The sequence below is a fragment of the Nafulsella turpanensis ZLM-10 genome, assembly GCF_000346615.1.
Classification (GTDB): domain Bacteria; phylum Bacteroidota; class Bacteroidia; order Cytophagales; family Cyclobacteriaceae; genus Nafulsella; species Nafulsella turpanensis.
In genome coordinates this window covers 96,239-121,873 of sequence record NZ_ANNU01000002.1, presented here as the reverse complement: position 1 = coordinate 121,873, position 25,635 = coordinate 96,239, and the positions used below count along the sequence as shown (strand labels likewise).

General features: G+C 40.8%; 21 protein-coding genes. 17 read left to right on the top strand and 4 right to left on the bottom strand.

What is annotated here, in order from left to right; all coding sequences use genetic code 11:
• Positions 1-37: 37 nt before the first annotated feature.
• The 10 genes from F752_RS0100700 to F752_RS0100655 are packed head-to-tail and all read left to right on the top strand — an operon-like array spanning position 38 to position 10,614.
• On the top strand, positions 38-1,120 hold the full coding sequence (locus F752_RS0100700) for a DegT/DnrJ/EryC1/StrS family aminotransferase (RefSeq protein WP_017729800.1): 1,083 nt from the start codon (positions 38-40) through the stop codon (positions 1,118-1,120).
• A 1-nt stretch (position 1,121) separates the two neighbouring features.
• Complete coding sequence (locus F752_RS0100695) at positions 1,122-1,742, top strand: acetyltransferase (protein WP_017729799.1); 621 nt, start codon at positions 1,122-1,124, stop codon at positions 1,740-1,742.
• Positions 1,743-1,756: 14 nt separating this feature from the next.
• A complete protein-coding gene (locus F752_RS0100690) occupies positions 1,757-2,893 on the top strand; it encodes a TDP-N-acetylfucosamine:lipid II N-acetylfucosaminyltransferase (RefSeq protein WP_017729798.1) in 1,137 nt (378 codons plus the stop codon).
• Positions 2,894-2,903: 10 nt separating this feature from the next.
• On the top strand, positions 2,904-4,340 hold the full coding sequence (locus tag F752_RS0100685; protein WP_017729797.1) for an MOP flippase family protein: 1,437 nt from the start codon (positions 2,904-2,906) through the stop codon (positions 4,338-4,340).
• Positions 4,341-4,350: 10 nt separating this feature from the next.
• Positions 4,351-6,105: an asparagine synthase-related protein gene (locus F752_RS0100680; protein WP_017729796.1), complete on the top strand. Its 1,755-nt coding sequence runs from the start codon at positions 4,351-4,353 to the stop codon at positions 6,103-6,105.
• Positions 6,106-6,158: 53 nt separating this feature from the next.
• The gene (locus F752_RS23255) at positions 6,159-6,722 is read left to right on the top strand and encodes a serine acetyltransferase (RefSeq protein WP_017729795.1); all 564 of its coding nucleotides are present in this window, start codon (positions 6,159-6,161) and stop codon (positions 6,720-6,722) included.
• Between the two features lie 11 nt (positions 6,723-6,733).
• Positions 6,734-7,831, top strand: coding sequence for a glycosyltransferase (locus tag F752_RS0100670; RefSeq protein WP_017729794.1), 1,098 nt, complete (start codon positions 6,734-6,736; stop codon positions 7,829-7,831).
• Between the two features lie 11 nt (positions 7,832-7,842).
• The gene (locus F752_RS25105; RefSeq protein WP_017729793.1) at positions 7,843-8,772 is read left to right on the top strand and encodes a glycosyltransferase family 2 protein; all 930 of its coding nucleotides are present in this window, start codon (positions 7,843-7,845) and stop codon (positions 8,770-8,772) included.
• On the top strand, positions 8,765-9,709 hold the full coding sequence (locus F752_RS0100660) for a glycosyltransferase (protein WP_017729792.1): 945 nt from the start codon (positions 8,765-8,767) through the stop codon (positions 9,707-9,709). The genes F752_RS25105 and F752_RS0100660 overlap by 8 nt, the downstream gene beginning before the upstream one ends.
• A complete protein-coding gene (locus F752_RS0100655; protein ID WP_081604484.1) occupies positions 9,706-10,614 on the top strand; it encodes a glycosyltransferase in 909 nt (302 codons plus the stop codon). Before F752_RS0100660 ends, F752_RS0100655 begins: the two co-directional genes overlap by 4 nt.
• Positions 10,615-10,705: 91 nt before the next feature.
• Here the strand turns inward: F752_RS0100655 and F752_RS0100650 are convergent, their stop codons facing one another.
• Positions 10,706-11,638, bottom strand: a complete 933-nt coding sequence (locus F752_RS0100650) for a hypothetical protein (protein ID WP_026135419.1) — start codon at positions 11,636-11,638, stop codon at positions 10,706-10,708.
• Between the two features lie 812 nt (positions 11,639-12,450).
• Here F752_RS0100650 and F752_RS0100645 point away from each other — a divergent pair.
• The 6 genes from F752_RS0100645 to F752_RS0100620 all read left to right on the top strand — a co-directional run bounded on the left by F752_RS0100645 (position 12,451) and on the right by F752_RS0100620 (position 18,929).
• Positions 12,451-13,383: an O-antigen ligase family protein gene (locus tag F752_RS0100645; protein WP_160164064.1), complete on the top strand. Its 933-nt coding sequence runs from the start codon at positions 12,451-12,453 to the stop codon at positions 13,381-13,383.
• Positions 13,384-14,439 (top strand): glycosyltransferase family 4 protein, encoded by a 1,056-nt coding sequence (locus F752_RS0100640; protein WP_017729788.1) that lies wholly within the window; start codon positions 13,384-13,386, stop codon positions 14,437-14,439.
• A gap of 208 nt (positions 14,440-14,647) precedes the next feature.
• Positions 14,648-16,516 carry an asparagine synthase (glutamine-hydrolyzing) gene (gene asnB, locus F752_RS0100635; protein WP_017729787.1) on the top strand — a complete coding sequence of 623 codons (1,869 nt, stop codon included), beginning with the start codon at positions 14,648-14,650 and terminating at the stop codon, positions 16,514-16,516.
• A gap of 109 nt (positions 16,517-16,625) precedes the next feature.
• Positions 16,626-17,777, top strand: a complete 1,152-nt coding sequence (locus tag F752_RS0100630; RefSeq protein WP_017729786.1) for a glycosyltransferase — start codon at positions 16,626-16,628, stop codon at positions 17,775-17,777.
• Between the two features lie 107 nt (positions 17,778-17,884).
• Positions 17,885-18,427, top strand: a complete 543-nt coding sequence (xrtX, locus tag F752_RS25100; RefSeq protein WP_017729785.1) for an exosortase X — start codon at positions 17,885-17,887, stop codon at positions 18,425-18,427.
• Positions 18,420-18,929, top strand: coding sequence for a hypothetical protein (locus F752_RS0100620; protein WP_017729784.1), 510 nt, complete (start codon positions 18,420-18,422; stop codon positions 18,927-18,929). The genes xrtX and F752_RS0100620 overlap by 8 nt, the downstream gene beginning before the upstream one ends.
• Positions 18,930-19,187: 258 nt before the next feature.
• Here F752_RS0100620 and F752_RS0100610 read toward each other — a convergent pair whose 3' ends face one another.
• From F752_RS0100610 to F752_RS0100600, 3 genes are all read right to left on the bottom strand, one after another.
• On the bottom strand, positions 19,188-20,024 hold the full coding sequence (locus F752_RS0100610) for a hypothetical protein (RefSeq protein WP_017729782.1): 837 nt from the start codon (positions 20,022-20,024) through the stop codon (positions 19,188-19,190).
• Between the two features lie 238 nt (positions 20,025-20,262).
• Entirely contained in the window at positions 20,263-20,481 is a 219-nt protein-coding gene (locus F752_RS23240; RefSeq protein ID WP_017729781.1) for a PID-CTERM protein-sorting domain-containing protein, read from the bottom strand.
• Positions 20,482-24,483 carry an Ig-like domain-containing protein gene (locus F752_RS0100600; protein ID WP_017729780.1) on the bottom strand — a complete coding sequence of 1,334 codons (4,002 nt, stop codon included), beginning with the start codon at positions 24,481-24,483 and terminating at the stop codon, positions 20,482-20,484.
• Positions 24,484-24,764: 281 nt separating this feature from the next.
• Between F752_RS0100600 and F752_RS0100595 the strand changes: the two genes are divergently transcribed.
• Entirely contained in the window at positions 24,765-25,340 is a 576-nt protein-coding gene (locus F752_RS0100595; RefSeq protein ID WP_017729779.1) for a putative colanic acid biosynthesis acetyltransferase, read from the top strand.
• Positions 25,341-25,635 lie beyond the last annotated feature (295 nt).

Here is a 25,635-nt window from a genome sequence, read left to right as displayed (position 1 = left end):
TTTGTTCTATGGAAATAAAAGTTGAGTAACATTTAAAATGATACCCGTAACCAAGCCCTTTTTACCTCCAAAGGAGGTTTTTGAGAATTATATAAATGGAATTTGGAAGAGAAACTGGTTAACCAACCATGGGCCGTTGGTGAATGAGCTTGAGTTAAAGCTAAAAGATTATCTGGAATTAGATCATTTACTTTATTTAAACAATGGTACTATTGCACTTCAAATTGCTATTAAGGCTTTAAATTTAAAAGGGGAAGTTATTACCACTCCGTTTTCGTATGTGGCAACAACCAGTAGTATTGTCTGGGAAGGATGTGTTCCTGTTTTTGTGGATATTGACAGTAAAACATTGAATATTGATCCTGAAAAAATTGAAGCTGCTGTTACAGAAAATACCTCTGCTATTCTGGCCACACATGTGTATGGAAATCCGTGTGATGTGGAGAAGATTGAGAAAATAGCCTCCAAGCACAATTTAAAAGTAATATATGATGCTGCCCACTGTTTTGGCACGCAGTATAAAGGTGAAAGTGTATTCGGTTTTGGTGATATCAGTACCACAAGTTTTCATGCTACCAAGCTTTTTCATACAATCGAAGGCGGAGCAGTTATAACAAAGGACCCGGGCCTGTTAAAGAAAATGTCTTATTTAAGAAATTTCGGGCATGAAGGAACAGAAAGTTTTGCTGATCTCGGTATCAATGGTAAAAACTCTGAATTTCATGCCGCAATGGGACTCAGTAATCTTCCATTTATAAAAAATATTATACAGAAAAGAGAGGAGCTTTCAAATTATTATCATTTAAAGTTAGAAAAACTGAATATTGAAAGACCTATAATTCAGAGTTATACCCAGTATAATTATGCTTATTACCCCATCATATTTCCTTCCGAAGAACAATTATTAAAATCAAAAGCAGAGCTGGAGAAGTATCAGATTTTTTCCAGAAGATATTTTTACCCTTCCCTGGAAACTCTTCCGTATGTGAAAGAATATGACGTTCCGATTGCGGGTGCGGTTTCAAAAAGAGCGCTGTGTTTACCTTTGTATTATGATTTGTCTTATGAAGAAATAGATATGATAGCAAGGATCTTATTAAGAGTTCAAAAATACCAGTGAAATGCTTGTTATTGGGGCAAAAGGACATGCCAGAGACATTGTTGCCGTACTTGAAAAGCGTCTTGTAAAGGAACTTGCCTTTTATGACGATATATCAGAGAATATCGGTTCTTCTTTTTTAGGTGAATTTCCTCTAATAAGAGATTTAGCAGCTGCAAAAGAATATTTTAAAGATAAGAGTAAAGTATTTACATTGGGTGTGGGCGGTCCGTTAGTTCGGAAGACCCTATCAGAAAAATTTAGTACGGAAGGTTTTATTTTTACTTCAGTGATCTCCGGTACCGCTATAATTGGCACATATGAAGTTCACCTGGGGCAGGGACTCAATATTATGCATAATGTCTTTATTTCCAACTCTGTGAAAATCGGGAATGGCGTGCTTTTAAATGCAGGTGTACTGGTGCATCACGATTGTAAAATTGGAGATTATGTGGAAGTGAGTCCTGGTGCCGTAGTATTGGGAGGTGCTGAAATCGGGGATTTATCGTTTATCGGTGCTTCAGCAACTATTTTACCTAATGTTAAAGTGGGACAGAATGTTGTAATAGGAGCGGGTGCTGTTGTAATTAAAGATGTGCCTTCAAATTCTGTAGTTATTGGAGTACCGGGCAGACTAAAATAAATATTGCTGAAAGAATGGTTTTACATATTACACATGACGATAAATTCATAGATTTTTTTATTGCCAGAGCTAAGCAACAATTAAATGATGTACAACGGTTTGTCATTTATGTGCCGGTCGATGGGCATAAGTTGAAGTTTGTTAAAAATCAGGAAGTCCTGATCGCATCTCTATACTCCGAAGCTTTTAATAAAATAGTTGGTGATCTGTCTTCCTATCGTACCATCTATATTCATTATCTTTCAAAAGAGCTGTTGAAATTTATCAGTTCAATTCCAAAAGGAATAAAAGTCGTCTGGATTTTCTGGGGAGCAGATGTTTTTGATCTTCCGGATTTCAGGAACGGACATTATCTGGAGAACACCTCCTCTGTTTTAAATAGAGAAGAAATCCCCCAATCATGGGTGGCTAAGGGTTTGTTCAGGTTGAAGACAATTAAGAAAAAGCATTATGAATCTCTGGATCTGAGACAATACCAAAAGGCCATTAACAGGGTGGACTTTTTCGCTCATTATATTTATGAAGATTACCAGATCATTAAAAATTATTTCAAAGCAGATTTCAACTATATAGATTTTACTTATGGTACTGTTGAGCAGTTTACTTTTCCGCTTAATCCTGATACCGCCGTCGGTGAAACAAATGTTTTAATAGGAAACTCAGCTAATCCTGCAAATAACCATCTCGATGCTATACAACTCCTTTCAGATGTGCATCTGGAGCATTCTAAAGTTTATGTTCCTTTATCCTACTCTGGTTCAGAAGAGTACATTAGCCAGGTAATTTCCGGAGGGAAGCGCATTCTGGGGGATAAATTCACTCCTTTACTGGATTTCTTAATGCCTGATGAATACCATGCTATTTTAAAAAGTGTTGGCTTTGCCATTATGCCCCACAAAAGATCTCAGGCATGGGGGAACATAATTGCCTTATTATGGATTGGAGTTAAGGTGTTTATGTGCGGAGAAAGCAATTTGTATAAATTACTAAACTGCTTAGGTTTTAAAATTTATGCATTGGATGAAATTGATGAAATCAGTTTTAATAGTCTTTTGACGTCGGCTGACAGAAGTCTCAATCAGTCTCTGTTACTGAAACATTTTGGAGAGGAGAAGTCGAATGAAAGATATCATACATTATTAACGATTTGATAGCAGGAGTATGGACCTAAAAAAAGAGGTAATCAGGGGAGTGAAATGGTCTACTTTAACCACTGTAATTAGTACTCTTCTCCAGTTCCTGCAAACTGTTATACTTGCCCGCCTTGTTACGCCCACAGACTTTGGGCTTATGGCTATTTTGTATGTTATTATTGGCTTTGCAGGCATGATTTCAGATTTTGGCATCAGTAGTGCAGTAATTCAGAAGCAGGACACAAGCAGCAGACAGCTTTCTTCTTTGTACTGGCTGAATATTGCAGTAGGTCTTTTCCTGTTTATTATTCTTTATTATACAAGAGGGTTATTTGCTGCTTTTTATGATGAGCCTCTATTAAATGATTTAATTCCGCTGGTGGGTATAAATTTAATTATTACCCCGGTGGGATCACAGTTCGCAGTTATTTTAAGAAAGAATTTAAGGTTTAATCTGAGCTCAAAAATTTCGTTGCTTGCGATTCTTTTCTCCTTTGTCTTTACAGTAGGCTTAGCGTACTATGGATTCGGAGTTTATTCTCTGGTTTATGGTGCGATTGTATATTCAGCTGTAATCGCCTTGGGCAGCTTTATTTACGGACTGCAATATAATAATCCAAAATTTGAATTTAATTTTCCGGAAATAAAGCCTTACCTGAAGTTTGGCTTTTACAATTTCTCCGGAGGTACAGTCAATTATCTTTCCGCTAATGTTGACAAATTAATTATTGGCAGAATTCTGGGTGCGGAATTACTGGGAATTTATACTATTGCATATAATATAAGTATTTTGCCAATTAGTAAAATTAACCCGGTTATTACAAACATTGCATTTCCTGTTTTTTCTAAAATACAGGATGATAAGGAATCATTAAATTCCTACTATACAAAAGCGGTCATTCTGGTAATGCTCATAAATGTTCCGATTTTAGCAGGATTAAGCATCGTTTCCACAGAATTTATTACAGTTGTTTATGGTACAGAGTGGATTTTAGCTGCGGGTATATTGCCCTATCTGGCGGCAGTAGGTTTATTCAGGGCTTTTGGTAACATTGGAGGAGCATTAGTATTGGCAAAAGGGAAACCGGAAGTTATTTTAAAGTGGAATTTAATTTTACTGGCAGGCACAAGCTTCGTTACGTATCTGATCTTACTTAATGTGCCTACTCTACAGGCTGCCGGTTTTTCCCAGCTACTGCTTATGCTGCTATTTGGCTGGTTGTGGCACTTCTTTATTCATAGAGTTGCAGGGATTAACTACAGGCCTATTTTGCTTAAAGTGTTGGTTTTTCTGGTAATAGCAGCTATTATGGTAATAGTAGTAGGCTCTTTTAGCTCATTTAATTTTATTAGCAGTCCTCTCATCGGGTTAATAATTAAATCTGCTGTTGGTGGGGTTGTTTTTTTGAGCATAATCTACTTTCTAAATGGCAGGTATATCGATCTTAGAAGTTTAAAATTATAAAATTATAATAATGCCAGGCTTAGTTGGACATTCGAAAAATGATGTTTTTAGTTTACAGTCATTTAGTACTGCGCTGGATAATCTAATTTATGATGAAAGTTATAAAAAAGATGAGGTATATCAGGATGAGTACATAATAGCGTCAAGAGCTCACCTCAATATAATAGGAGAGAAGGAGTCACCATTTCGTTCTAATAATTGTCTGGTGTGGGTTGAAGGAGAGGTATATAATTTAGAAGAACTTTCCATTCGTTTTAATTTTTCATATTCAGACTTTGCTCATACCTTAACTGAGGCCTTTATTTCAAATAATCTGGCTGATTTTTGTAGTCATGTTAATGGCTATTTTTCAGCTGTACTTTATCATGTTCCCACCTCAGAGATAATTATTATCAGTGACAGATATGGTTTAAAACCTGTTTATATTTATAATAATGCAGGAGCTTTAGCCTGGGCTTCTGAATTAAAATGTTTTAAATACATCCTTAAAAAAGCGCCCGATATAGACCAGGAAATGGTAGATGTTTTCCTGGAGCTTGGTTATTTAACAGGTTCTCGGACATGGTTTCAGGATGTACATTTAGCTGATGCCGCCACCCTGTATCGCTATAACTTACAAAGTAACACTTCCTCAGTTCAGAGATACTGGACCTGGTCAAAAATAACTCCACAAAAAATACATTTTGATGAGGCTGTAGATAAGCTTCATTTCCTGCTTACCAAGTCTGTCAATGAAAAAACTAACAGAGAGGAAAATATTGGATTAACCTTGAGTGGTGGTACAGATAGCAGAGTGATTTTATCATTATTAGAATCACCCTGTAGTGTAGAAACATTAACATGGGGAGTACCTGATAGCGTTGATGTACTTCTGGCAAAAAAAGTGGCAAAAAAGAAAGGCTGCAAACATTCTTTTCTGGAATTAAACAGTAATAGCTGGTATAGCGAAAGAGAAACTGGAGTCTGGAAAACAGATGGGATGTTTAATCTGATGCATATGCATTCATCTGGTTTTCATGGCTTTATAAAGAAGATATGCGATATAAATTTAAATGGTTTTTCCGGCGATTTGAATGTTGGGGGAGGGTGGATAACACAATATAATTCAAGGATAACACAGGAAGTAGCCTTTAAAAAGTTAGGTGTTGGAGTGAAGTTTGCCCCTTTTACAGATTCATTTTATGACATTGAGCATGAAGACCCTTACTTTCTGGATACGAGAGTCAGGCGGTTTACAAACTCGGGTTCCATAGAACACGCTAAATTAGTGGAACAAAGAAAACCATTTTATGATAATAACATAATGGAATTCATTTACGGACTGCCTGATGAATACAGAGCTAACAGCAGGCTGTATATTGCCTGTATAACCAAGCATTTACCTGAATTATTCAGGGACATTCACACAACTCACGGAATTGTACCTATTGGTCAGAAAAATGATCTTATATTCAAAATAAAGCGCAAAATTAAAAATATACCTATAAAATTAAAGCTACAAACTGAGCCGGTGTGGAAATATCATAATTATGCTGCTTGGCTCCGTGAGCCGGAATTTTCAACATTTCTGCTTAAAATGCTGAATCCTGAGACGGCTGTTTATCCTTCTTTTACAGACAGAGATTTGCTGAAAGAATACGTAGAACCTCATTTAAGGGGAAAGCAGGATCTTTCTGAAAAAGTACTGGCTGCTCTTACTATGGAGTTGTGGTTCAGGCAAATCTTTATTTCAGAATCTGTTATAAATTTCCGGACACATAACTAATCCGTTTGCTGAATATTATAGTGTAGGTCAGAAAGTTAGAAATTTTAGAAAATATGAAGCTTTTCGTCCAGTTGACTGCAGGTATTATTTCATCTGTCTATAATATCTGGCAAGTAAGAAATGCTGTGTTTAAATTTAAAAATAACAGGTTTCTTAAAAATTGTTTCCAAACTGCATATGATAAAAAGCTAAAGTCGTACGGTAGCTGGATAAGTGTGGATGCTTCATTTGAAGAAATCCCTTTTTTTCCTCACGACTTGTATGGTATATTTATCTCAGGGGGTAGTGTAGTCGGTAAAAATTGTGTAATCTTTCAACATGTTACTATTGTTTCCAATACTATACAGGGCTCAAAAACTTTTGGTGCACCTGTTATAGGAGATAGTTGTTATATAGGTGCAGGTGCTAAAATTATTGGAAGTGTTAAAATTGGTAACAATTGCAGAATTGGTGCTAACTGCATAGTTTATGAAGATATGCCGGATAATTCTGTTGCGGTTGCAGCACCTACCAGAATTATTCTTAAAGATAAATTAGATAATCGTTTCTTTACAAAAAGGAATGGAAAATGGGTTTACTATGAAAAAGGAAAATGGGAAGAGGATAACCATTCATAAAAAAAGATTCAATGAACATAGGTTTAATATATACAAAATTTTATCCCCTTACCTCCAGTGCGTCTGTACATGGTTATCAGTTAGTAACGAATTTTAAAAAGCTTGGATATCAGGTAAATACCATTGGAGTTGGCAAAAATGAACTGACGAGGGATTTCCCAAAAAGCCCTAGCGGTATTGTTAATTTTTATAATAATTCGGATGTTATCTACATACGCCTAAACCCTTGGTTAAAGAATGACTGGTTTACTTTAATTAAATTATTATCATTAGGTAAAAAAAAAATTGTTTGGGAGGTAAATTCTCCTAGCGAAGAAGCTTTGGCTAATTATGATCCGTCTAGGATCCCATTATCCGTAAAAAAATGGGTAAAAACCCAAAATAACAAAAGAAAATCACTTGCAAAATTATGTGACTTAAGTATTTCTGTTAGCGAAGCTCTTCAAAAAGATATGAAAGAGCGTTTTAAGGTTCAGAATTCTCACTACATACCAAATGGTTCAGATCCTGAACTGTTTAAGCCTAAAGTGAAAGATGAAAACAATCCGCTGGCTGGAATGACAGCAGGAAAATTTGTAGTAGTATGGGCGGGAAATGCTGCTTTTAAATGGCAGGGAACTTCCTTAATTGGAGAAGTAGCCGCTAAAATGAAGGGTATAGATAGAGATGTAGTGTTTCTGTATATTTCAAATGTTTCCATTTATAATCAGGTAGTACTACCTAATTTAATATCTTTAGGTGAGATAAATTACCTAAAACTACCGGATTTCTTAAATTTTGCTGATGTAGCTTTGTGCCTGTACAACAGGTTCAACTGGAGTCCTATTGGTTTCTACAATTCCCCCCTTAAAATGTATGATTTTATGGCTATGGAACTACCGATCATTGGAACAAATATGGGACAGATCGCTGAAGTTATTGAAGATGGAAAGAATGGATTTTTAACCAGCAATTCTGTTAATGAAATAATTGAACAAATTTTGTTTCTGAAGAATAATGCAGAGGAAAGAGAGCAAATTGGAAAAGCAGCCAGAAATGCTATCATTTCTAAATATAACTGGAAAGAAACAGCCAGAAGGACTATTCAGCTGATTGAAGATTTATTTTAGAGTTTAAATAATTGAAAGTATCTGTTATCATACCAAATTATAACACTGCCATCTTTTTGCAAGAAGCGATAGACAGTATTTTACAATCAGATTATGATAGCTTTGAAGTTATAGTAGTTGACGATGGCTCCAAAGATAATACACCTGAAGTTGTAGCGAATTATATTCATCTGGAAAACTTCAGGTGTATTTATCAGCAGAACAAAGGACTGGCAGGTGCTCGTAATACAGGTATTAAAGCAGCTTCCGGCAACTACCTGGTGTTTTTAGATTCAGATGATATTGTACTACCGGCTAAATTATCAATGCAGGCTAGGTTTTTAGATTGTAATCTGTCATATGATGCAGTTTATTCTTCATCGGCCTTCTTCAAAGATGGAGAACCAGGCTGTAAAATAGAGACCGCCTTCCCGAATTATGCCGGACACATACTGCAGAACCTGCTTTATGGCAATTTTATTCATGTAAACAGTATAATGGTTCGTAAAGATGCAGTTATCAGAGCAGGCCTCTTTGATGAATTATTAAGAGAACTGGAAGACTGGGACTTATGGTTAAGGCTGAGTGTGGCAGGCAGCAGGTTTTATCATCAGGATAGTATACTATCAGAGGTACGGTTAAGAAAAGGGAGCATGACATCAAATCAGACCAAAATGAATGCGACCATGGTAAGGGTTCTGGAAAAGAATATTCCTGCCCTTGAAAAAATCTATCCTGAGGACCGAAAGCTTCATATGGCGGCTAAGAGAGCTTTCTTTCAGTATAAGTTACTGGCTAATCAAAAAGAGGGTTTTACCAGGAAGTTGTACGAAACTGTTTCCGGTTATGGCCTGCAGTTTCTGCCGGTGGCATTAAAATTATTTGTAAAAAGGTGTGTAGCTGGTTTTTACAGTTCCGAAAATAAAACAACCAGCAGACTCGAACAGGTTTGGAATGAATAGAGGGAAAGAAAAGAATCGGCAGCTGGTTTCTGTTGTAATAGTAAGCTACAACTGCCGGGATGTAATAAAGCAATGCATAGCATCCTGTGTTAATATCCCTGATACGGAAACCATTGTCATTGATAATGCATCAAAAGACGGAACAACAGATGAAATTAAAGCTTTTGAAGGGAAGATTACTTTCTTTGAAGAAAAGGTAAACCATGGTTTTACGAAAGGGTGTAACATCGGAATAAAAGCAGCAAAGGGAAAGTTTATTATGCTGCTGAATCCCGATGCCAGTTTATTGCCTGATACACTTGGAAAGTTGCTGTCCCACATTTTGAATGATGAAAGTTTAGGGGCGGTGGCTCCTACGCTGGTTTATCCTGATGGTTCATTCCAGAATTATACCAGAACCTTTCCGACTGTGTCAGGTCTTGCTGTAGAACATTTTGTTCCGGTACGCTTCCAGAAGTATTTTAAAAGTTTCAGGAAGTACCTGTGTCTTGATGTGGATTTTTCACAGGATCAGTATGTGGAACAGCCGGCCGGAGCCGCCATATTGTTCAGAAATGATCGCAGAACACTGAATGAAGCATATTGTATATATGGTTCTGATGTTGAGCTTTGTAAGCAAATTATTAATTCAGGTTTCAGAATAAAACAGGTAACAGACGCGAAAGTAATTCACTACCAGTCTAAAGGAGGAACACATTTGGCAAATCCAAAGCTTAAAGTGTATCTTGATCTGGATAATTATTCCGGAATGTCCTCTTACTTCAGGAAGTATTCAAGCAGTCGGAAATATCTTCTTTACAGAACTGTTTTTGCAGCAGGCCTTTTAGTATCTGTGCTTCCCGGAGTGTTAAAAGGCAGGGAGGCTGCTTATTACAGAATAAAAAGGGTAGGCTTATTTTTTAAAGGGGAAAGCTTCTTTAACTATCTTAAAAAATGAAAAATCAGCCACAAGTGGTGAGTATAGTGGTTCATTTCAATTCGCCTGAAGATTGTATAAATTTGCTTACTTCTTTAAGGAGTCTTACTTGTACAAATCATCGGGTAGTGGTGGTGGATAATTGTTCAGAGGAAAGAGCCTTTAAAAGATTAAGTGATTTTATTGTTTCTCAGGACGGTGGTTTCACCTGTGAAATTATTAAAAATAAGAACAATGTGGGCTTTGGCGGAGGTGTAAATTTTGGTTTCGAATATGCAGTTGATAAGTATAGGGCAGACTATTTACATGTAATTAACACTGATGCTGAAGTTATTAATTCAGGATATTTGCAGGATTTGGTTATGTTACTGGACCAGGATAAATCCATTGGCATTGTAGGCCCGGCTGTGCTTAAAGAAGATAAAAAGCAACTTCAAAATACTATTTTACCCTTTGTTTCAATTAAAACAGCTTTAAATTTCAAAAAGGCATATTCAAATCTTTCATATATCGAGGAAAAGCCTGCAATAAAGGATGTTGAATGTGTGAATGGAGTTTGCTTTGTTGTAAGGGCAGCTGTTTTTCGTTCTGCCGGAGGCTTTGATCCTTCGTATTTTATGTATGGAGAGGAACAGGATTTGTGTTACAAAATATATCTGCAGGGCTACAGAAGAGTTTATTGGCCGGGGCTGAGTATAGTGCATTTTGGTGCTGAAAAAACAAGTGCATATTCCATTGACTGGCGATATATACATGTTAGAAAAAATCAGGTGAAGTTTTTAAGGAAGCACAGTAGCTGGCTTTCGGCCTTTGTTTTAGCCTCTTTATTTAGTGTCAAAACATTGCTTTTCTACCTGAAGAGTAAGGGCCATTCTGATCAAAAGCTCCCTTCAATTATTGATGCCTACTTCAGGTGTTTAAAATAACAACGCCTGTTTTGCCGGAGATTCAAGCTGTTCAGTTAATTATTAATAATCATAATATGATACTTCAGAATGGATCTGCTTCTTAATTTGTTCAATTGGCTGAAGTAACCTTATTTTGAATTAAATCTAAAATAACAGGCTCAATAGTTTCGGACAGATGCTCCTGGCCAGCCTCATTTATGTGAATCTGATCTCTGTATTCATTCTCCTGGAGCTGGTAATCAAGTGCTTTAATAATCCTGATATTGTTCTTTTCAGCAAAACGAATGATTTCCTGACCCTGATCATTATATTTTCCTTTCGTTAGTTCGGAAATTTCCGGATGTAGGTAAATAATGAACGGGATATTCTCTCTTTTTGCATGCTCTGACAGCATTTTAAAACCCTGGTTAAAACCTTTTCCGTTTTTGTTGATTCCTGAAGAAACGTTCTGATTATATCGGGCTTTGAAAAAATAAGGAAAGATATAGCGGTCCAAAAGTTCATGCAAGGCAAAAGCATATTGCCTGTCAGGGAAGTCCGGATAAACACCTACAACTGGATCAAAAGTCATATTGTCGTGGGCATCATGGGAATTTGCCACTAAAAATATAAGACTTGCATTAAAATTGCCATACTTCTTTAAATAAGCAGCTGCATTATCAGGTCCCCAGCTTCCCGCAGAAATATTTAGCACCTGTACACATGTATCTAATGATTCACTTAAACTTTCTGATAACTTACGGGTTGCAAGGTCGTCTTGGTTTGTTAAGGTCCCCCCGTTAATTACTGAGTCTCCAAAACCTAAAATCTTTACACAACTATCTTTTAGCGCCTCATTACGCATTCCAAATTCGTTGTAAAGAACATTGTTTCTTAATCGGAGTCTTTTTTGTTTTGGTTGAGCTATATACTCAAAGTCAGGGTCGGACTGCATCAGGACTGCATCACCAAAACCAAAGCAATAGCGAAGGATTATCTCCCCCGAAAAAAGAATCGCTAGGAATATTAAAGCAGAATATTTTATTTTTTGTCTAGAAAACACTCTTAAGAAAGGCGGGAATATTTTTAGTATCAGGGCTATGATAATTCAACTATAAAATTTAGAAATCTTACCGAAATTACTTCTTTCAATTCACAAAATTAAGTTTTTAAACAGCAATAAACGGAACTACCACGGGAAAACCCCCACTAAACTACTAACTTTTTTTATGAATCAGATTGTTTGTGCTAAGAATTTTTGTTTTGTCTGGATTCAAGCAAAAACACCATAATTTTCTTGTAAAAAGGGGAGACAGAAATTCTTAATTAGGTGCATAATCTTTAAAAATAATACAATTATAGGCTTATATTTGTATTAAAAAGCATCTTGTTTCGAGGTTTTTTGGTGACCATTATCCAATAACCCCACTTTTTTATTGTTAACGGACTCATGTATTTGCAAAAATATTGTTTTATTTGAAATTTCTTTTAAACCATCAGCTGATAAAGAATCCTGTCATCTGGATTTTGAGTGGAATTGCTTCTGTTGCTGTCGCAGTGCTGGTAGTAATGCTTTCTTTTTTTTCCTGGTTCAGGGACCGAAAGTATTTTGAACTCTTTATCGGGTTCTGGATAATCCTTATTTTTGCAGATAGCGCCGTTCCTTATCTGGGGTTTTCTTCTCCATTAAGGCCTGTGATATTGTTTTTACTTGTTTTTGTTCTTTTTTCGGGTAAAACACCAGTAAGAATTAATCCTTTTTTTTATGCCTTTATTCCTTTTGCTATTTATTCCATTCTAAGCAGTTTTATAAATTATCCCATACTATTTGTCTCTTTTCAGAAGGCTTTATCCTATTTACTGCTTCTTATCGTTGTGCCTTCATTTGTACAGTACTTACGGGAAAAAGATGAGGAAAAGCTGTTCCGTTATCTGGTTTATTCCGGATATTTTATTCTGGGGGTTAGTATTGTATTATATTTCGTGTTGCCCAGGTTTGGTGCTGCCATGATGGGACGGCTTAACGGAATATTCCGAAACCCAAACGGTATTGGTATTTATGCAGCCCTTTTCGGAATGCTGGCAATTGTTATTTTTAACTTCAGACCATCTTCATTTTCCAGGAAGGATCACTGGACAGGGATTGTACTGATTTCACTGGTTTTACTTCTTTCTGGCTCAAGGAATTCAATGGTTTCCCTGTTGCTCTTCATTATGTTGGTTCCCCTGTGCAGAATATCAAATATAACAGGTATCCTTTTTGTGGTTGTACTGGGGGTATTTGGCTTTTGGTTGTTGAATAATCTCGAAGCTCTGGTAGCAGATCTTGGCTATGCCGAATTCTTTCGTTTAGATACGCTGGATATGGCTTCAGGAAGAATTTATGTATGGGAAGCTGCCTGGCTTGAGATTCAGCAAAAGGGGTTTTGGGCAGGTGAAGGATTTGCTTATGCAGAGGAGGTAAGATGGATGGGTAAATATTATGAAGTAATACCGGATTTAGTTCAGCATCAGGGGAATATTCATAATTCTTACCTTACTTTTTGGATGAATATCGGTTTAATTGGGATGCTTCTTTTCTTTGTCCCTCTTATTGGTTATTTTTTTAAAGCAATGTTTAAAACTCATTTTGCTTTCCCCTTACTGGTAAGTGCGGGCTTTCTGGCTTTTTTTGAATCATGGCTTACTGCCTCTTTAAATTCCTGGTCTATCATTTTCTATATCACACTGACATTGCTTCTGCAGGGAAAATATTTTCCGCCTACTCAAAAAGAAGTATCTTTGCATCTCCAAAAAACGGAGGAATAAATGAAGATTCTTTTCCTTTATACAGAGTTAGCAGATTATTTCATGGCCAGCGTACATCAGCTGGTAAAGGATTATGAGGTGGAAGTGCATATTGTGCGCTGGCCGCTGAAAGCCGAGGCTCCCTTTGTCTTTCAGTTTCCGGAAAGGGTAAAGGTGTACGAGCGGCAGAAATTGGATCAGGAAGGCATGTTTGAACTGGTAGAAGCTTTGCAACCTGCTGCCATCATTAGCAGTGGATGGATGGATAAAGGTTATGTTTCTGTTTGTAAAAATTTCAAAGGAAAAATTCCTGTCATTGGTAGCATGGACAATCACTGGTTGGGAAGCGCGAAGCAGCATTTGGCACGCCTGGTCAGCCCTTTTACTATCCGCCGTTACTTCGATTATCTGTGGGTGCCCGGGAAACCGCAGGAGTTGTATGCGAGGAAGCTTGGGTTTGATTCCTCCAGCATCCTGAAAGGTTTTTACTCCGCAGATACCCGCTGGTTTGATTCTATTTACCAGCAGAAGAAAAAGAAGGGAAAACAATTGAAGCGCTTCCTGTACGTGGGGCGTTACATCAGGCATAAAGGGATATTCGAGCTGTGGGCGGCTTTTGAAGAGCTGCAGAAGGAGTTAGAAACTGATTGGGAGCTTTGCTGCCTGGGAACAGGGGCGGAATGGGAGAACCGAAGAGAATATCCAGGCATTCAACATATTGGTTTTGTGCAGCCGCAGGAGATTGCACCCTACCTGCTGGAGAGCAGTGTGTTTGTTTTAGCCTCCCACTTTGAGCCCTGGGGGGTGGTGGTGCACGAAATGGCCGCAGCAGGCTTTCCCCTGCTTTGCAGCCGTGCAGTAGGTGCAGCAAGCCAATTCCTGGAAGAAGGGAAGAATGGCTTTTTTTTCGAACCGGCTGATAAAGATTCCCTTAAAGCCGCCATGCGGAAGGTGATGGAAGGTGAAGGTGAAGCGCTGGAAAGGATGGGAGTGCATTCCCACCAACTGTCCAAAACCATCAGCCCCACACAATGGAGCCAAACCTTGATGGAAGTGGTAGAGCGGGGAAGGAAGTGATTTTATTTATTCCTCGGAGTAGAGAAAGAAAGATCCCCTGCGGGGATGACAAAAGAGGCTGTTCTGGGAAAATAAGTAGCGATGTTTAAGCCAGTTTACTATCGACCTTACTAAAAGCTACAAGAAGAATGTGACCTCATGAATTATAATTGAATGAGGTACTTTAAGATGTCTCACGACTCAAGACTCACGACTCAAGACTAAAAATATGTGCGGAATAAATGGGATCCTGGGCCTTCAGGAAGCTGGCCAGGCCCGGGAGCGGATCGATAAAATGAACAATACCCTTCAGCACCGGGGGCCGGATGATGCCGGCTTTTTTGTGGAGGAGTGTATCGCCTTGGGGCATCGGCGCCTTTCCATTATCGACCTCAGCAGTGCCGGCCACCAGCCGATGCTCAGTCACGATGGACGCTATGTGCTGGTTTTTAATGGGGAGATCTATAATTACCGGGAGCTGAAAAAACAGCTGGATTACCCCTACCGCACCGGAACGGATACGGAGGTGATCTTGGCCGCTTATGCAAAGTGGGGGGAAGGTTGTCTGGAGCATATGAACGGCATGTTTGCCTTTGCCCTCTACGACCGGGAAACCAAAACTGTTTTCATTGCCCGCGACCGTCTGGGCATTAAGCCCTTGTATTTCTACTCCGGGCAGGGCCTGCTTTCTTTTAGTTCGGAGCTGCGGCCCCTTCTACAATCTGGCCTGGTGCCAAAAAAGGCCGAACGGAGAGCCCTGGTCGATTACCTGCGCTACCAGACCGTGCATGCCCCGGATACCATCGTAGAAGGGGTAAAGATGCTGATGCCGGGCACTTTCCTGCGCATTGGGTTGACGGCAGGAAAACCGGAGTGGAGTATCCACCGCTGGTGGAAGGCAGAAGCACAGCAGTACCAGCTGAACGGTACACCTGCTGCTGAGATTCACCAGGAAATAAGGAAGCGGATGTATGAGGCGGTTGAGTGCCGCCTGGTGGCCGATGTGCCTTTCGGTGCTTTCCTTTCCGGCGGGATTGACTCCAGCCTTGTGGTGGGCATCATGGCGGAAGTAAGCTCCCGCCCTGTACATACCTTTAATATCTCTTTTGCCGAGGAGCAGTTCAGTGAGGCACGCTATGCCCGGCAGATTGCAGAGAAGTTTAAAACAGAACATAAAGAGATAAAGTTGAGCCCGGCTGATTTCCTGGGGTTGCTTCCTGCAGCCCTGCAGGCAATGGATCACCCCAGCGGTGATGGCCCGAATACCTATGTGGTATCGAAGGCCACGAAAGAAGTGGGCATCAGCATGGCCCTGACCGGCCTGGGGGGCGATGAGCTCTTTGCCGGCTATGCAGTCTTCCGGCGGATGCAGCGCCTGGAAAGGCTGAAGGGCTTATGGAAGCTGCCTGTCGGTGTACGGAAGCTGGCAGGGGAAACTCTCTATAAGATGAAACCCGGCATTGCTGCGGGCAAAATACGTGCTGCCCTGGCAGCACCTGCCTTTTCATTTGGCAGTAACTTTGCCTGTACCCGCCGGGTATTCCTGGAAGAGCAGGTGCAACAGCTGCTGGCAGGGGCACAGCTACCCGCCGATGCCCTTACTGCCTCACTGGAAGCGGAGGGTGTGAATAATGATATCCTTTCGGCCACCTCCCGTGCTGAGATTGGCTCCTACATGCAAAACGTGCTGCTGCGCGATTCCGACCAGATGAGCATGGCCCATGCCCTCGAGCTGAGGGTACCTTTCCTGGACTACCGCCTGGTAGAATATGTACTGGCGGTGCCGGATAAAATAAAATACCCGCACACGAAAAAGAAGCTGCTCATCGACAGCCTCCCGCATCTGCTGCCGGATAATATTGTGAACCGCCCGAAAATGGGCTTTGAGTTTCCCTGGGCCCACTGGCTGAAAGGGGAGCTGCACGATTTAGCCGACCATCAGCTCCAACAGCTCGCTACCGGAGGGGTGTTTAAGGAAGAAGGCATTGCCAGGCTGTGGCAGCAGTTCAAACAAGGAGATCCGAATGTTTCCTATTCCCGCATCTGGCCGCTGGTCGTGCTCAGTCATTGGCTTGAACAGAATGAGGTAGAGCTGTAGCCCTAAGGTGTGGGAGAACTTTCCAAGGGTCTAAAGCCATGGAAAATTGATTTAAAAAGAGTTGTGGAGTTAAGAATCTAATGGCTGAACTTATTATGAAAAAAGAACTTTGAAAAGCATCCTTATTTTCTACGACTACTTTAGCCCTGCTTATAAAGCAGGGGGGCCTATCCGCTCCCTGCAGAACCTGACCGCCCTATTATCTGAATCCTGCCGGATGTACGTCTACACCTCGGCAGTGGATTTAGGAGGTGCTCCCTTAACCGTGGAAAAGGACCAGTGGGTCCCCTTCAGTAAAAATGTAGAGGTGTTTTATGGTTCCCTGAAAGGACTGAGTGTAAAGTGTGTGTATCAGCAACTGAGGAGGATTCGGCCGGAGGTCGTGTACATCAATGGTTTGTTTACCCCCTATGCGGTATTGTACCCTTTACTGGCTTTGCGTTTCCTTCGCCTGAAGGACTCGTCATGGCAGCCGAAGATTGTGCTAGCGCCGCGGGGGATGCTTAAGCCTTCTGCCCTTTCTCTTAAAGCCCCTAAAAAGAAGCTCTATTTAAGAGTGTTTAAAGCCTTGGGCTTACATAAAGGCCTCCACTGGCAGGCCACAGACCCGCAGGAGCAGGCCGACATCCAGCTGTTCTCTGGGAAAAAGGGCCCGCTTAGCCTGCTGGGGAATGTGCCTCTTGTTCCTTCCTCCCCAGGGCAGCATACAAAAGCAGCAGGAAGCCTCCGGCTGGTTTCGGTCTCTCTCATTGCCCGCACCAAAAACCTGCTCTTCCTACTGAAGTGCCTGAAAGAAGTGCCTGCCGGCTTAGAGCTTTCCTATGACATCTACGGTCCGATAAAGGAGGAGGATTACTGGCAGCTGCTGCAGGGGGCAATCAACCAGCTGCCGTCCCATATTCAGGTTAATTATAAAGGGGCCATCCCGCCGGAGGAGGTTACGGATCTGCTACAGCAGTACGATTGCTTTGTGTTGCCTACGCTGGGAGAAAACTTCGGCCATGCCATATTTGAAGCCCTGGGAGCAGGGGTGCCGGTGCTCATAAGTAACCAGACGCCCTGGAAGGAGCTGGAGCAGGTAAGAGCTGGCTGGGACCTGCCTCTCCAACAGAAGCCCTGGATTGAAAAGCTGAAGGAGCTGACCGATATGCCCGACCCGGAATTTCAACACTGGCACCAGGGTGCGCATGCTTATGCGGTTGCTTACCTGGAGGAGAAGGACTTAAAACAGCAGTACCTGGAGCTTTTTGGAATCTTATGAAGATTGCGTATGTTTAACAAACGGATATTTTAAGGTCAGGAAGAATTCTTCTTTATGAATTATCGTCCGGGAGGAACTAAACTGTAAAGTCTTCAGTAGAGGAAAGCATGCAAAATAAGAAACTTATCCTTTTCGTAGTCAAAGCCCTTGGACTTCTACTTTTGTGGATTTTTGGCTATGAGCTCTGGCTGAAAGGGGAGGGTACGGTAGATAACTGGCTCACTTCCCTGGCCGCAGCCCACAGCAGTGTAGTGTTTTCCTGGATGGACATTCCCATCGTAAACCAGCTCACCTCTTATGGCGAAGCCATGGTGGTAGCGGGAAATCCGCTGCTCTACATTGCCCACTCCTGTAACGGCCTGGTACTGTATGCCATGTTTGCCGGCTTTATCCTGCTGTTCGGAAAGCAATGGGGAAAGAAGCTTGCCTTTATCGGGGGTGGCCTGCTCCTGATCTATGCCATGAATATTGCACGGATAGTGCTTTTATGCCTCATTCAGCTTCATTACCCTAACTGGCTGGATATCAGTCATAAATATATATTTACCATCCTTATTTATGCAGCTATTTTTCTGATGTGGATGAAGTGGGTCAATATGCAGCCGGTACCGCAGAAGAAGAGCCCCGGAACAAAAAATGCACATGTTTGAAAGCGGCCTCACCATCAAGAAAGGGAGGGGCCCCTTTAGCTGGTCGGTAATCCTGATGAGTGCCCTGTGCATCGTGCTGATCGGCTGGTTCCGGGAGCGCTACATTCTTAACTTCTTCCTTTCCGAGGCCCCCTTTCTCATTGGCCGTTCGGCGCCCAACCTGCAAAGCTATCCGATGAATATGGAGGGACTGCTACAGCAGTTTGTCCGTGACCCACGCTGGTTCACCACTCTTTTGCTGAACAGCAGCATGATGCTCTTCTCCGCTTTGATTGTAGGGCTGTGGTTCGGAAAGAAAGCGTATTTCTGGCTGGTCATTGCAGCCTATGCATTCCTGAGTATGCTCTGTGGGGGGTTGGTAGGCCTGAGCCTGCTGCTAAAAAGCTATGAGTTGGGGTATGGAGTTGCGCAGCAGCTAAAGAACCTGCTCCAGCTACCTTTTCTGCTGATTCTCTTTATTCCCATATTGACTCTTTCTGAGAAAGGGAGCAAGGAAGTATGAGGCTTAGTCTGGCCTATTATGCACCTGTTTTTCTTTTTACATTATAACTCACTTCATTATAACTCACTTCCTGCTTTTTCCTGCCCCTGTTAACCAACAGCCTTTGAGTGGATGAAAAAATCTCCCTGATACAAACTACATTTAATGGAAATTCTAAGACTACATGTAAAAGGCTCATAAAGAAAAGAACAGTAAAAGCGAGCTTGTAATCGTAGTAGTAGAAAGACATGGAAAACAGCCAGGCGATTCCTATCAGAGTTAATTTTTTCCTGAGGTACTTTTAAGCCATCCGATAATGGATATCTTTGAAAACCAGTTTAAATAATGATATAAATAGGCAAAGGCGATAAAAGTCTGTATTTGAATGCCAACTTTTGATACCATCAGCTTTTCCGGACTTGTCTCCTTATTTGTAAAAAGCCCGGCGATAGTTATACTTAGATGTTTTAAATTGCTTTCCAGGTATTTCGATACCACCGTCTCATCTGTCATGCCTACACTCCATTCCGCTGGTAAGAGGAAGATGATAAGCGGGCAAAATAAGGCAAGGGTAAAAGAAAGAATTCCCATGATATTTTTTCTCTTTAGAACACCATGGAGCATGAACGCTAAAGTGAAAAGATAAACATGAACAAGGGTGGGCAGAAAAACGCCAATAAGAACTGAATAGAAGGGTAAGGACCGTATAAAATAGGTAAGCCCCAGAGCAAATAATAAAAGGGGGATTAGCTGTGTCCGTTTATGCAGATAGACTAATCCGATGGAGGTGATGAAGGAAATGAGAATCAGCTCACTGGATATCTGTTGCAGAGGCTTCACCATTCGATGAACCAGACTATTATCTTCCAAAACAAACAGGCCATACGTAAGGGTAGGGATAGAAATAAGGAAAGTTAATAAAATGAGAATCCAGACTTGGTTTTTTCCTTTGGCAAAATAGCTTCGGTTATTTAACCAATTAATCTCAGTTAAATAATGTAAGGGGCCCAAAATGGCATAAGCAAAAAGGAAGGTCTCAAATGGTAAAAGTATGGCGATAAGTAAAGAAAATACGAGTAAAAATATATTGAGAAGATCGATGATGTTTGCGCCCATTGATGTTTAGAACATTTCTAGAATTTATACAAGAAAAAGCTCCTGCAACCCTGTAGCAGGAGCAGTAAAAAGCATACTTAATTAGCATAAATGGCAAGTAGATTTTTAGACTGTCTTCGCTTCAGAAGGTTCTTTCCTCTTCAATATAGGTATCATTTCATGTTATTGGTTAGCACCTACAGCAAATAATTTTAATTTCTTCCATGAAAAAAGCCCTGTCGTTAAACAGGGCTTTAAATTACATATTATCTTCCTGTTCGGAGGAGTTTTTTCTAAAATCCCGGTACTTCTTTATCCCATATGCTACTCCGGCAGCGGCAAGTAGGGAGGCTCCTCCATCAATAGGAATATTATTTGGATTATTTCCATTATTAGGTACTTGTGAATAGAGATAACTAATATTTAAGAAGAAAAAGAGGAAAGCCAACTTCCCTCCACTTTTTAATGCTTTTTTCATCTATCTTTTTATCAATTTTTCAAAGAAAACCTTTTCACCTGCTTTTATCCTAATTAAAAAGAGACCAGAATCTAAACTTTCAATGTTGATAACATTTTCTTCATTTGTAATGCTACCATGTTGTACAATAGTTCCGTTCAGCTGGTAAATATAATATGTTCCTTTCGTGTTTCCAGCTATTAATGTCCCTTCAACCTTAAAGGAGCTCTGAGCAGGATTGGGGTATAAGGAGATGAAGACACTTTCATCCTCTTCATCAATTCCCGTGATGGTAAATGCTATTTCATCTGCTAATAATAAACATCCATCGTTATTCACCTCCAGGTCGTAGGTCCCATCTTCTGTAGGTGTAAAACTGGTCCCATTTGCATTCGCAATTGGAGAACCATTTAGTAGCCATTGGTTTCCTGTTGTATAGCTGGAAACTAACTTACCATCTTCAATAATTATTACAGGCTTTTCAAAATTTTGAATAACAGCCTCCACGGCTACTCTTTGGCTTTCACATCCATAAGCATTTACAGCTGCAACATAATAGGTGGCTGATTGCTGCAGTACAGGTGTTGTAAATGTACCTGCGGTCCCTTCCTGGAGGGGAGTTGCCGCTGTTGAGCTTTCATACCAGCGGTAGAAAGCTTTTTCCGAGGAGGCAGCCGCTGTTAAAGTTACTGCTCCTGTGGTACAGGAGGTTGCTCCTGTTGTGCTGCTGATGGTGTAGCTTCCGCTATAATCCAGCTGCAGTTCTGTTGCCATGCTAACAGGAGTACAGCCAGGATGTGCGCCCTGGATACTGATGGTATTGATTCCTTCTGTAAGATCTGCCTTACTGATCATGAAAGAGGTAACATCAGAGGTGGCCGCTACAGGAACAGTGACAGCTGTAGTGCCTTTGAATAGCTGGTAGTTTTTACCCGCTACTGTTCCATTCACTGTAACAGGAATCTCTTCACTGCAGGAACCTGTATAGGTGATGGAAGTAACTTCAGGTACGGCTAAAATAACAGCCTCCACGGCTACTCTTTGGCTTTCACATCCATAAGCATTTACAGCTGCAACATAATAGGTGGCTGATTGCTGCAGTACAGGTGTTGTAAATGTACCTGCGGTCCCTTCCTGGAGGGGAGTTGCCGCTGTTGAGCTTTCATACCAGCGGTAGAAAGCTTTTTCCGAGGAGGCAGCCGCTGTTAAAGTTACTGCTCCTGTGGTACAGGAGGTTGCTCCTGTTGTGCTGCTGATGGTGTAGCTTCCGCTATAATCCAGCTGCAGTTCTGTTGCCATGCTAACAGGAGTACAGCCAGGATGTGCGCCCTGGATACTGATGGTATTGATTCCTTCTGTAAGATCTGCCTTACTGATCATGAAAGAGGTAACATCAGAGGTGGCCGCTACAGGAACAGTGACAGCTGTAGTGCCTTTGAATAGCTGGTAGTTTTTACCCGCTACTGTTCCATTCACTGTAACAGGAATCTCTTCACTGCAGGAACCTGTATAGGTAATAGAAGTAACTTCAGGTATGGAATAGCTTAAGATTAAACTGAACCGATCAGAACCATAGGTTAATGGATCTGAAGTAATATCAAATTGATAAATTGTTTCAGGAGTCAACAATGTACTGGAATTCAGGAAATTGTCTTGCAATAAAATATCGACTTCTTTACTCAAACTTTCCAAATGGCTGAAGCTAAGCTGGTAAGAACCAGCTGGAGCAAGGTCAATAACCATTGGGAAATCCAGAGTACAGGAAAACCAGTTTTGTACATTCTGAGCAATTACTTTTCCATCGGGAGCCTGTGAATATAGGTTAATAGAAGAGTTTTTTATTTTTTTGCTATCAAATCTCCCATCATAATTTTCTGTTGCACCTTCTCTGAAGGCTAAAGCCAGTTGATCCTGGAAAGTACTATTGGAAAGTGTAACAACGATTACATCCTCAATAGATGGTTTGCTTGCAGTAGCAATTTTTACGCTTTCTGTTGCAGAAAGTAGAGGGTTAGGTCCGATTGCTTCTGCAAAAAATGCCTGACCACTTGCTATTCGAGTATTTTCAGCATTTAATCCTATTCCTGTAATTGCATTTAAGGTTAAATAAACATTTTTGCCGCTAACTCTTTTATATATTCTTATACTTGGGCTTACATTTTCCCTATGCCAGTAAGGAGAAGCCCATTCAATAGAAGATGGATAAGGATTGCCGATCTGATTGTCTCCTGGAACAGGTGAATTGATAGTGTATGTTAATGGAAAAGAAAAACCACCTGAAATTACCCGACCTCTGGTGTCAATAATTGTCGGAGTAGTTGCCTCATCCAAGTATGCTGTATATCCTTTTCCCACCTCAATGGGTGAGCTTAAAGAACCAGAGCTTCCCGGGTAGGCAAGGAACTTTCCCTGAGGTTCATCATATACATACATAGAAGCATTACCCCCAGGTCCTCCCGCATAGCTCCCATAAACCTCAAAGTCATCTGTCCACTGATCTAGTATCAAGTTTTTAGTGGCGGTGGTTAAATACCGGTACATAGGTACTGGAGGAATATAGTGTTGTAAAACTATGTTACCTGCTATTTGTGAGGTTGCTGGAACAGGGGCAATAAAGGCAGCCTGGTTCAGGGAAGTGGATAGGAGAGTGACATTGTTCCCTCCATCTGTAGCCAGGTCCCCTCCATCCGGATCAAAGGTAACTCCTTCACCAAGCACAACCGAATTAATGATATTTACGGGCGAATAGGCTGTTAGTCCAGGTGCGGTTGAATTTAAAATTTCCAGATCATAAAAAGTAGTAACAGAAGTACCTTCAATCAGTTGAGGACTTACGCCAATAAAGGCCACTTTATTTGTTCCTGCTTCCAGGGTGCCGGCATTAAAAAAATCTCCTTTCAGGTAAATATCTTTTCCATTTAAGAGTAAAGTACCTGAAGTCAAAATGCGAAGTGTACCATTAACGGTGTCAGGGTTTGATAAGCTGAGGGTACCGTTTTCTACAGTTAAATTGAGCAAAGGGGTTCCACCAGAAGGAAATTCCAAACCGGTAGTTACAGGAGTATTTTGACTTTTATAATGGACACTATAGCCCCCTCTTGCAGTAGGGGAAACCCCATTCAGCACGGAAGTACCTTCAAAAAGAAAAGTAGCCCCCTCAGCCAATGTTAATCCACCTGAATTTAGAAGGGTGCTGTTGGATAACTCTAATGTCTTATTCACCAGAACACTTCCGTTAATTTCAACGTTTGAATTGTTGCTGATGCTAAAATTATTATTGATGGAAAGCCCTTCTGTAGCTTCACCGGAAAAAGTGAGAGAAGCAGAACCTGAATGCAGGATAGAAAGATTTCCTCCAATATTTTTAAGATCCGTCCCAGGTACAATGTTAATTACATCATTGGTATTATTAAGGTCTGGTGTATTCCAGACTACATGATGGAAATCCTGAGAAAGGTTCCCTGGAGCTGCTTCACTTGAAGTTAATCCACTGATTAACAGAGTAGAACCTGTTCCCCAGTTAGCGGATGGGATATTTCCATTGGTCATTGTATAATGGTGCTGATAGGTTCCTCCATCCTCTACAAACAAAGAGCTTACAGTTGATGAAATAAGAGCCTCATTATTTGCTTTTAGAAGACCCCTTACCTTTACTATTCCAGGAGTTGTGCCGCTTACCGCTTGTGAAATATCAAGTTCAGTGCCCAAACCATTAACCAAATCTAAAGTTGCATCCTTAGCAATCAATAATTGGGCCTTTTCCTGAACAAGAACCTGGTCTGCTTTGATAGACACAGCCGAAGGGATTGTCACAGTATTCCCTCCTACTAATATAATATATCCGTCAGTAGACGTAGGATAATTTGAGGCAGCAACCCAGCTGGTTCCGTTGAAAGTTTGCCAGGTGGCGGGATCATTCCAGTTCCCCGAGGCCGCTGAACGGAAATCACCGGCAGTTTGGGAAAAGGCTGCCATGCTAAGGAGAGAGAATAAACTACTTAATAAGTAAAATTTTATTTTCATACAATCTTTGGGTTTTTCTTACATCTTTGGACTCTAAATGGACTGGATCTAGATGCCCAAACATTCAAATCTACAAATAAATCCAAATAAAAACTAAAAAGGAGAAGGCGAAGTAGGCCGAATTTTGCTTTAATTGTCTTACGGTTAAATAAGTGGTATTTGCAGAAAGACGGAAATTGCTTGGTGAATGTTGGAACTATAAGTTTTATAAAAATTTCCTTGTTTCATTCATTTCTTTCAGACCTTCTTATCTTTGCTGTATCACCGCAACTTCTTTTAAAATGTCGGAAAAGCTTACAGTCAATCTTCATAAATTCGATAACAGTTGGTACAATCCGGGTGGGAGCAAATTTAAGCAGTTGCTCTGGTACTTTTGCAATATCTTGTTCTTTATCAATCCACTGAATCCACTGAGCAGTTTAAAGGTGCTCCTGCTGCGCCTTTTTGGCGCTAAAGTTGGGAAGGGAGTAGTGATAAAGCCCGGGGTGAACATTAAATATCCCTGGCTGGTGGAAATGGGTCACCACTGCTGGATTGGAGAGGGGGTGTGGATTGATAATCTTGTCCTGGTGCAATTAGGGAATAATGTTTGTATTTCGCAGGGGGCCATGCTGCTGACCGGCAACCACGACTACCGCAGGACCAGCTTCGACCTGATGGTAGGGAAAATTGTGTTGGAGAACGGGGTATGGATAGGAGCACAGAGCGTCGTCTGCCCGGGAGTGAAATGTGGGAGCCATTCGGTGCTGGCGGTTAATTCTGTCGCAACCAAAGCACTCCAGGCTTATACTATTTACCAGGGAAACCCGGCTCTGCCAGTAAGGGAGCGGGAAATAGAGAATGGAGAGAGCTTGTGAGAAGGATGGAACACCACAGCCGGCATCTTCCCTGCAATTTTAAAGCACCTCATACCCGGAAATTCTTCCCCGATTTCCAGCTAAAACCTTCAAAAGGAATACATAACAGATAAAAGAGGGCTTGCAAGGCTGTCTGAACCAGATGTCTCTGGTCTCATTCCTCCCAAAAAAGGTCACTGTATGGCAGGGAAATCATTTTCTATAGAAAAGGCTGGCTTCTGAAAACATTGAGCCTCAGCCATACAAGAAGCTTCCTTATCCTTCTGAAGTTTGTCTTCTATGTAAATCCCAAACT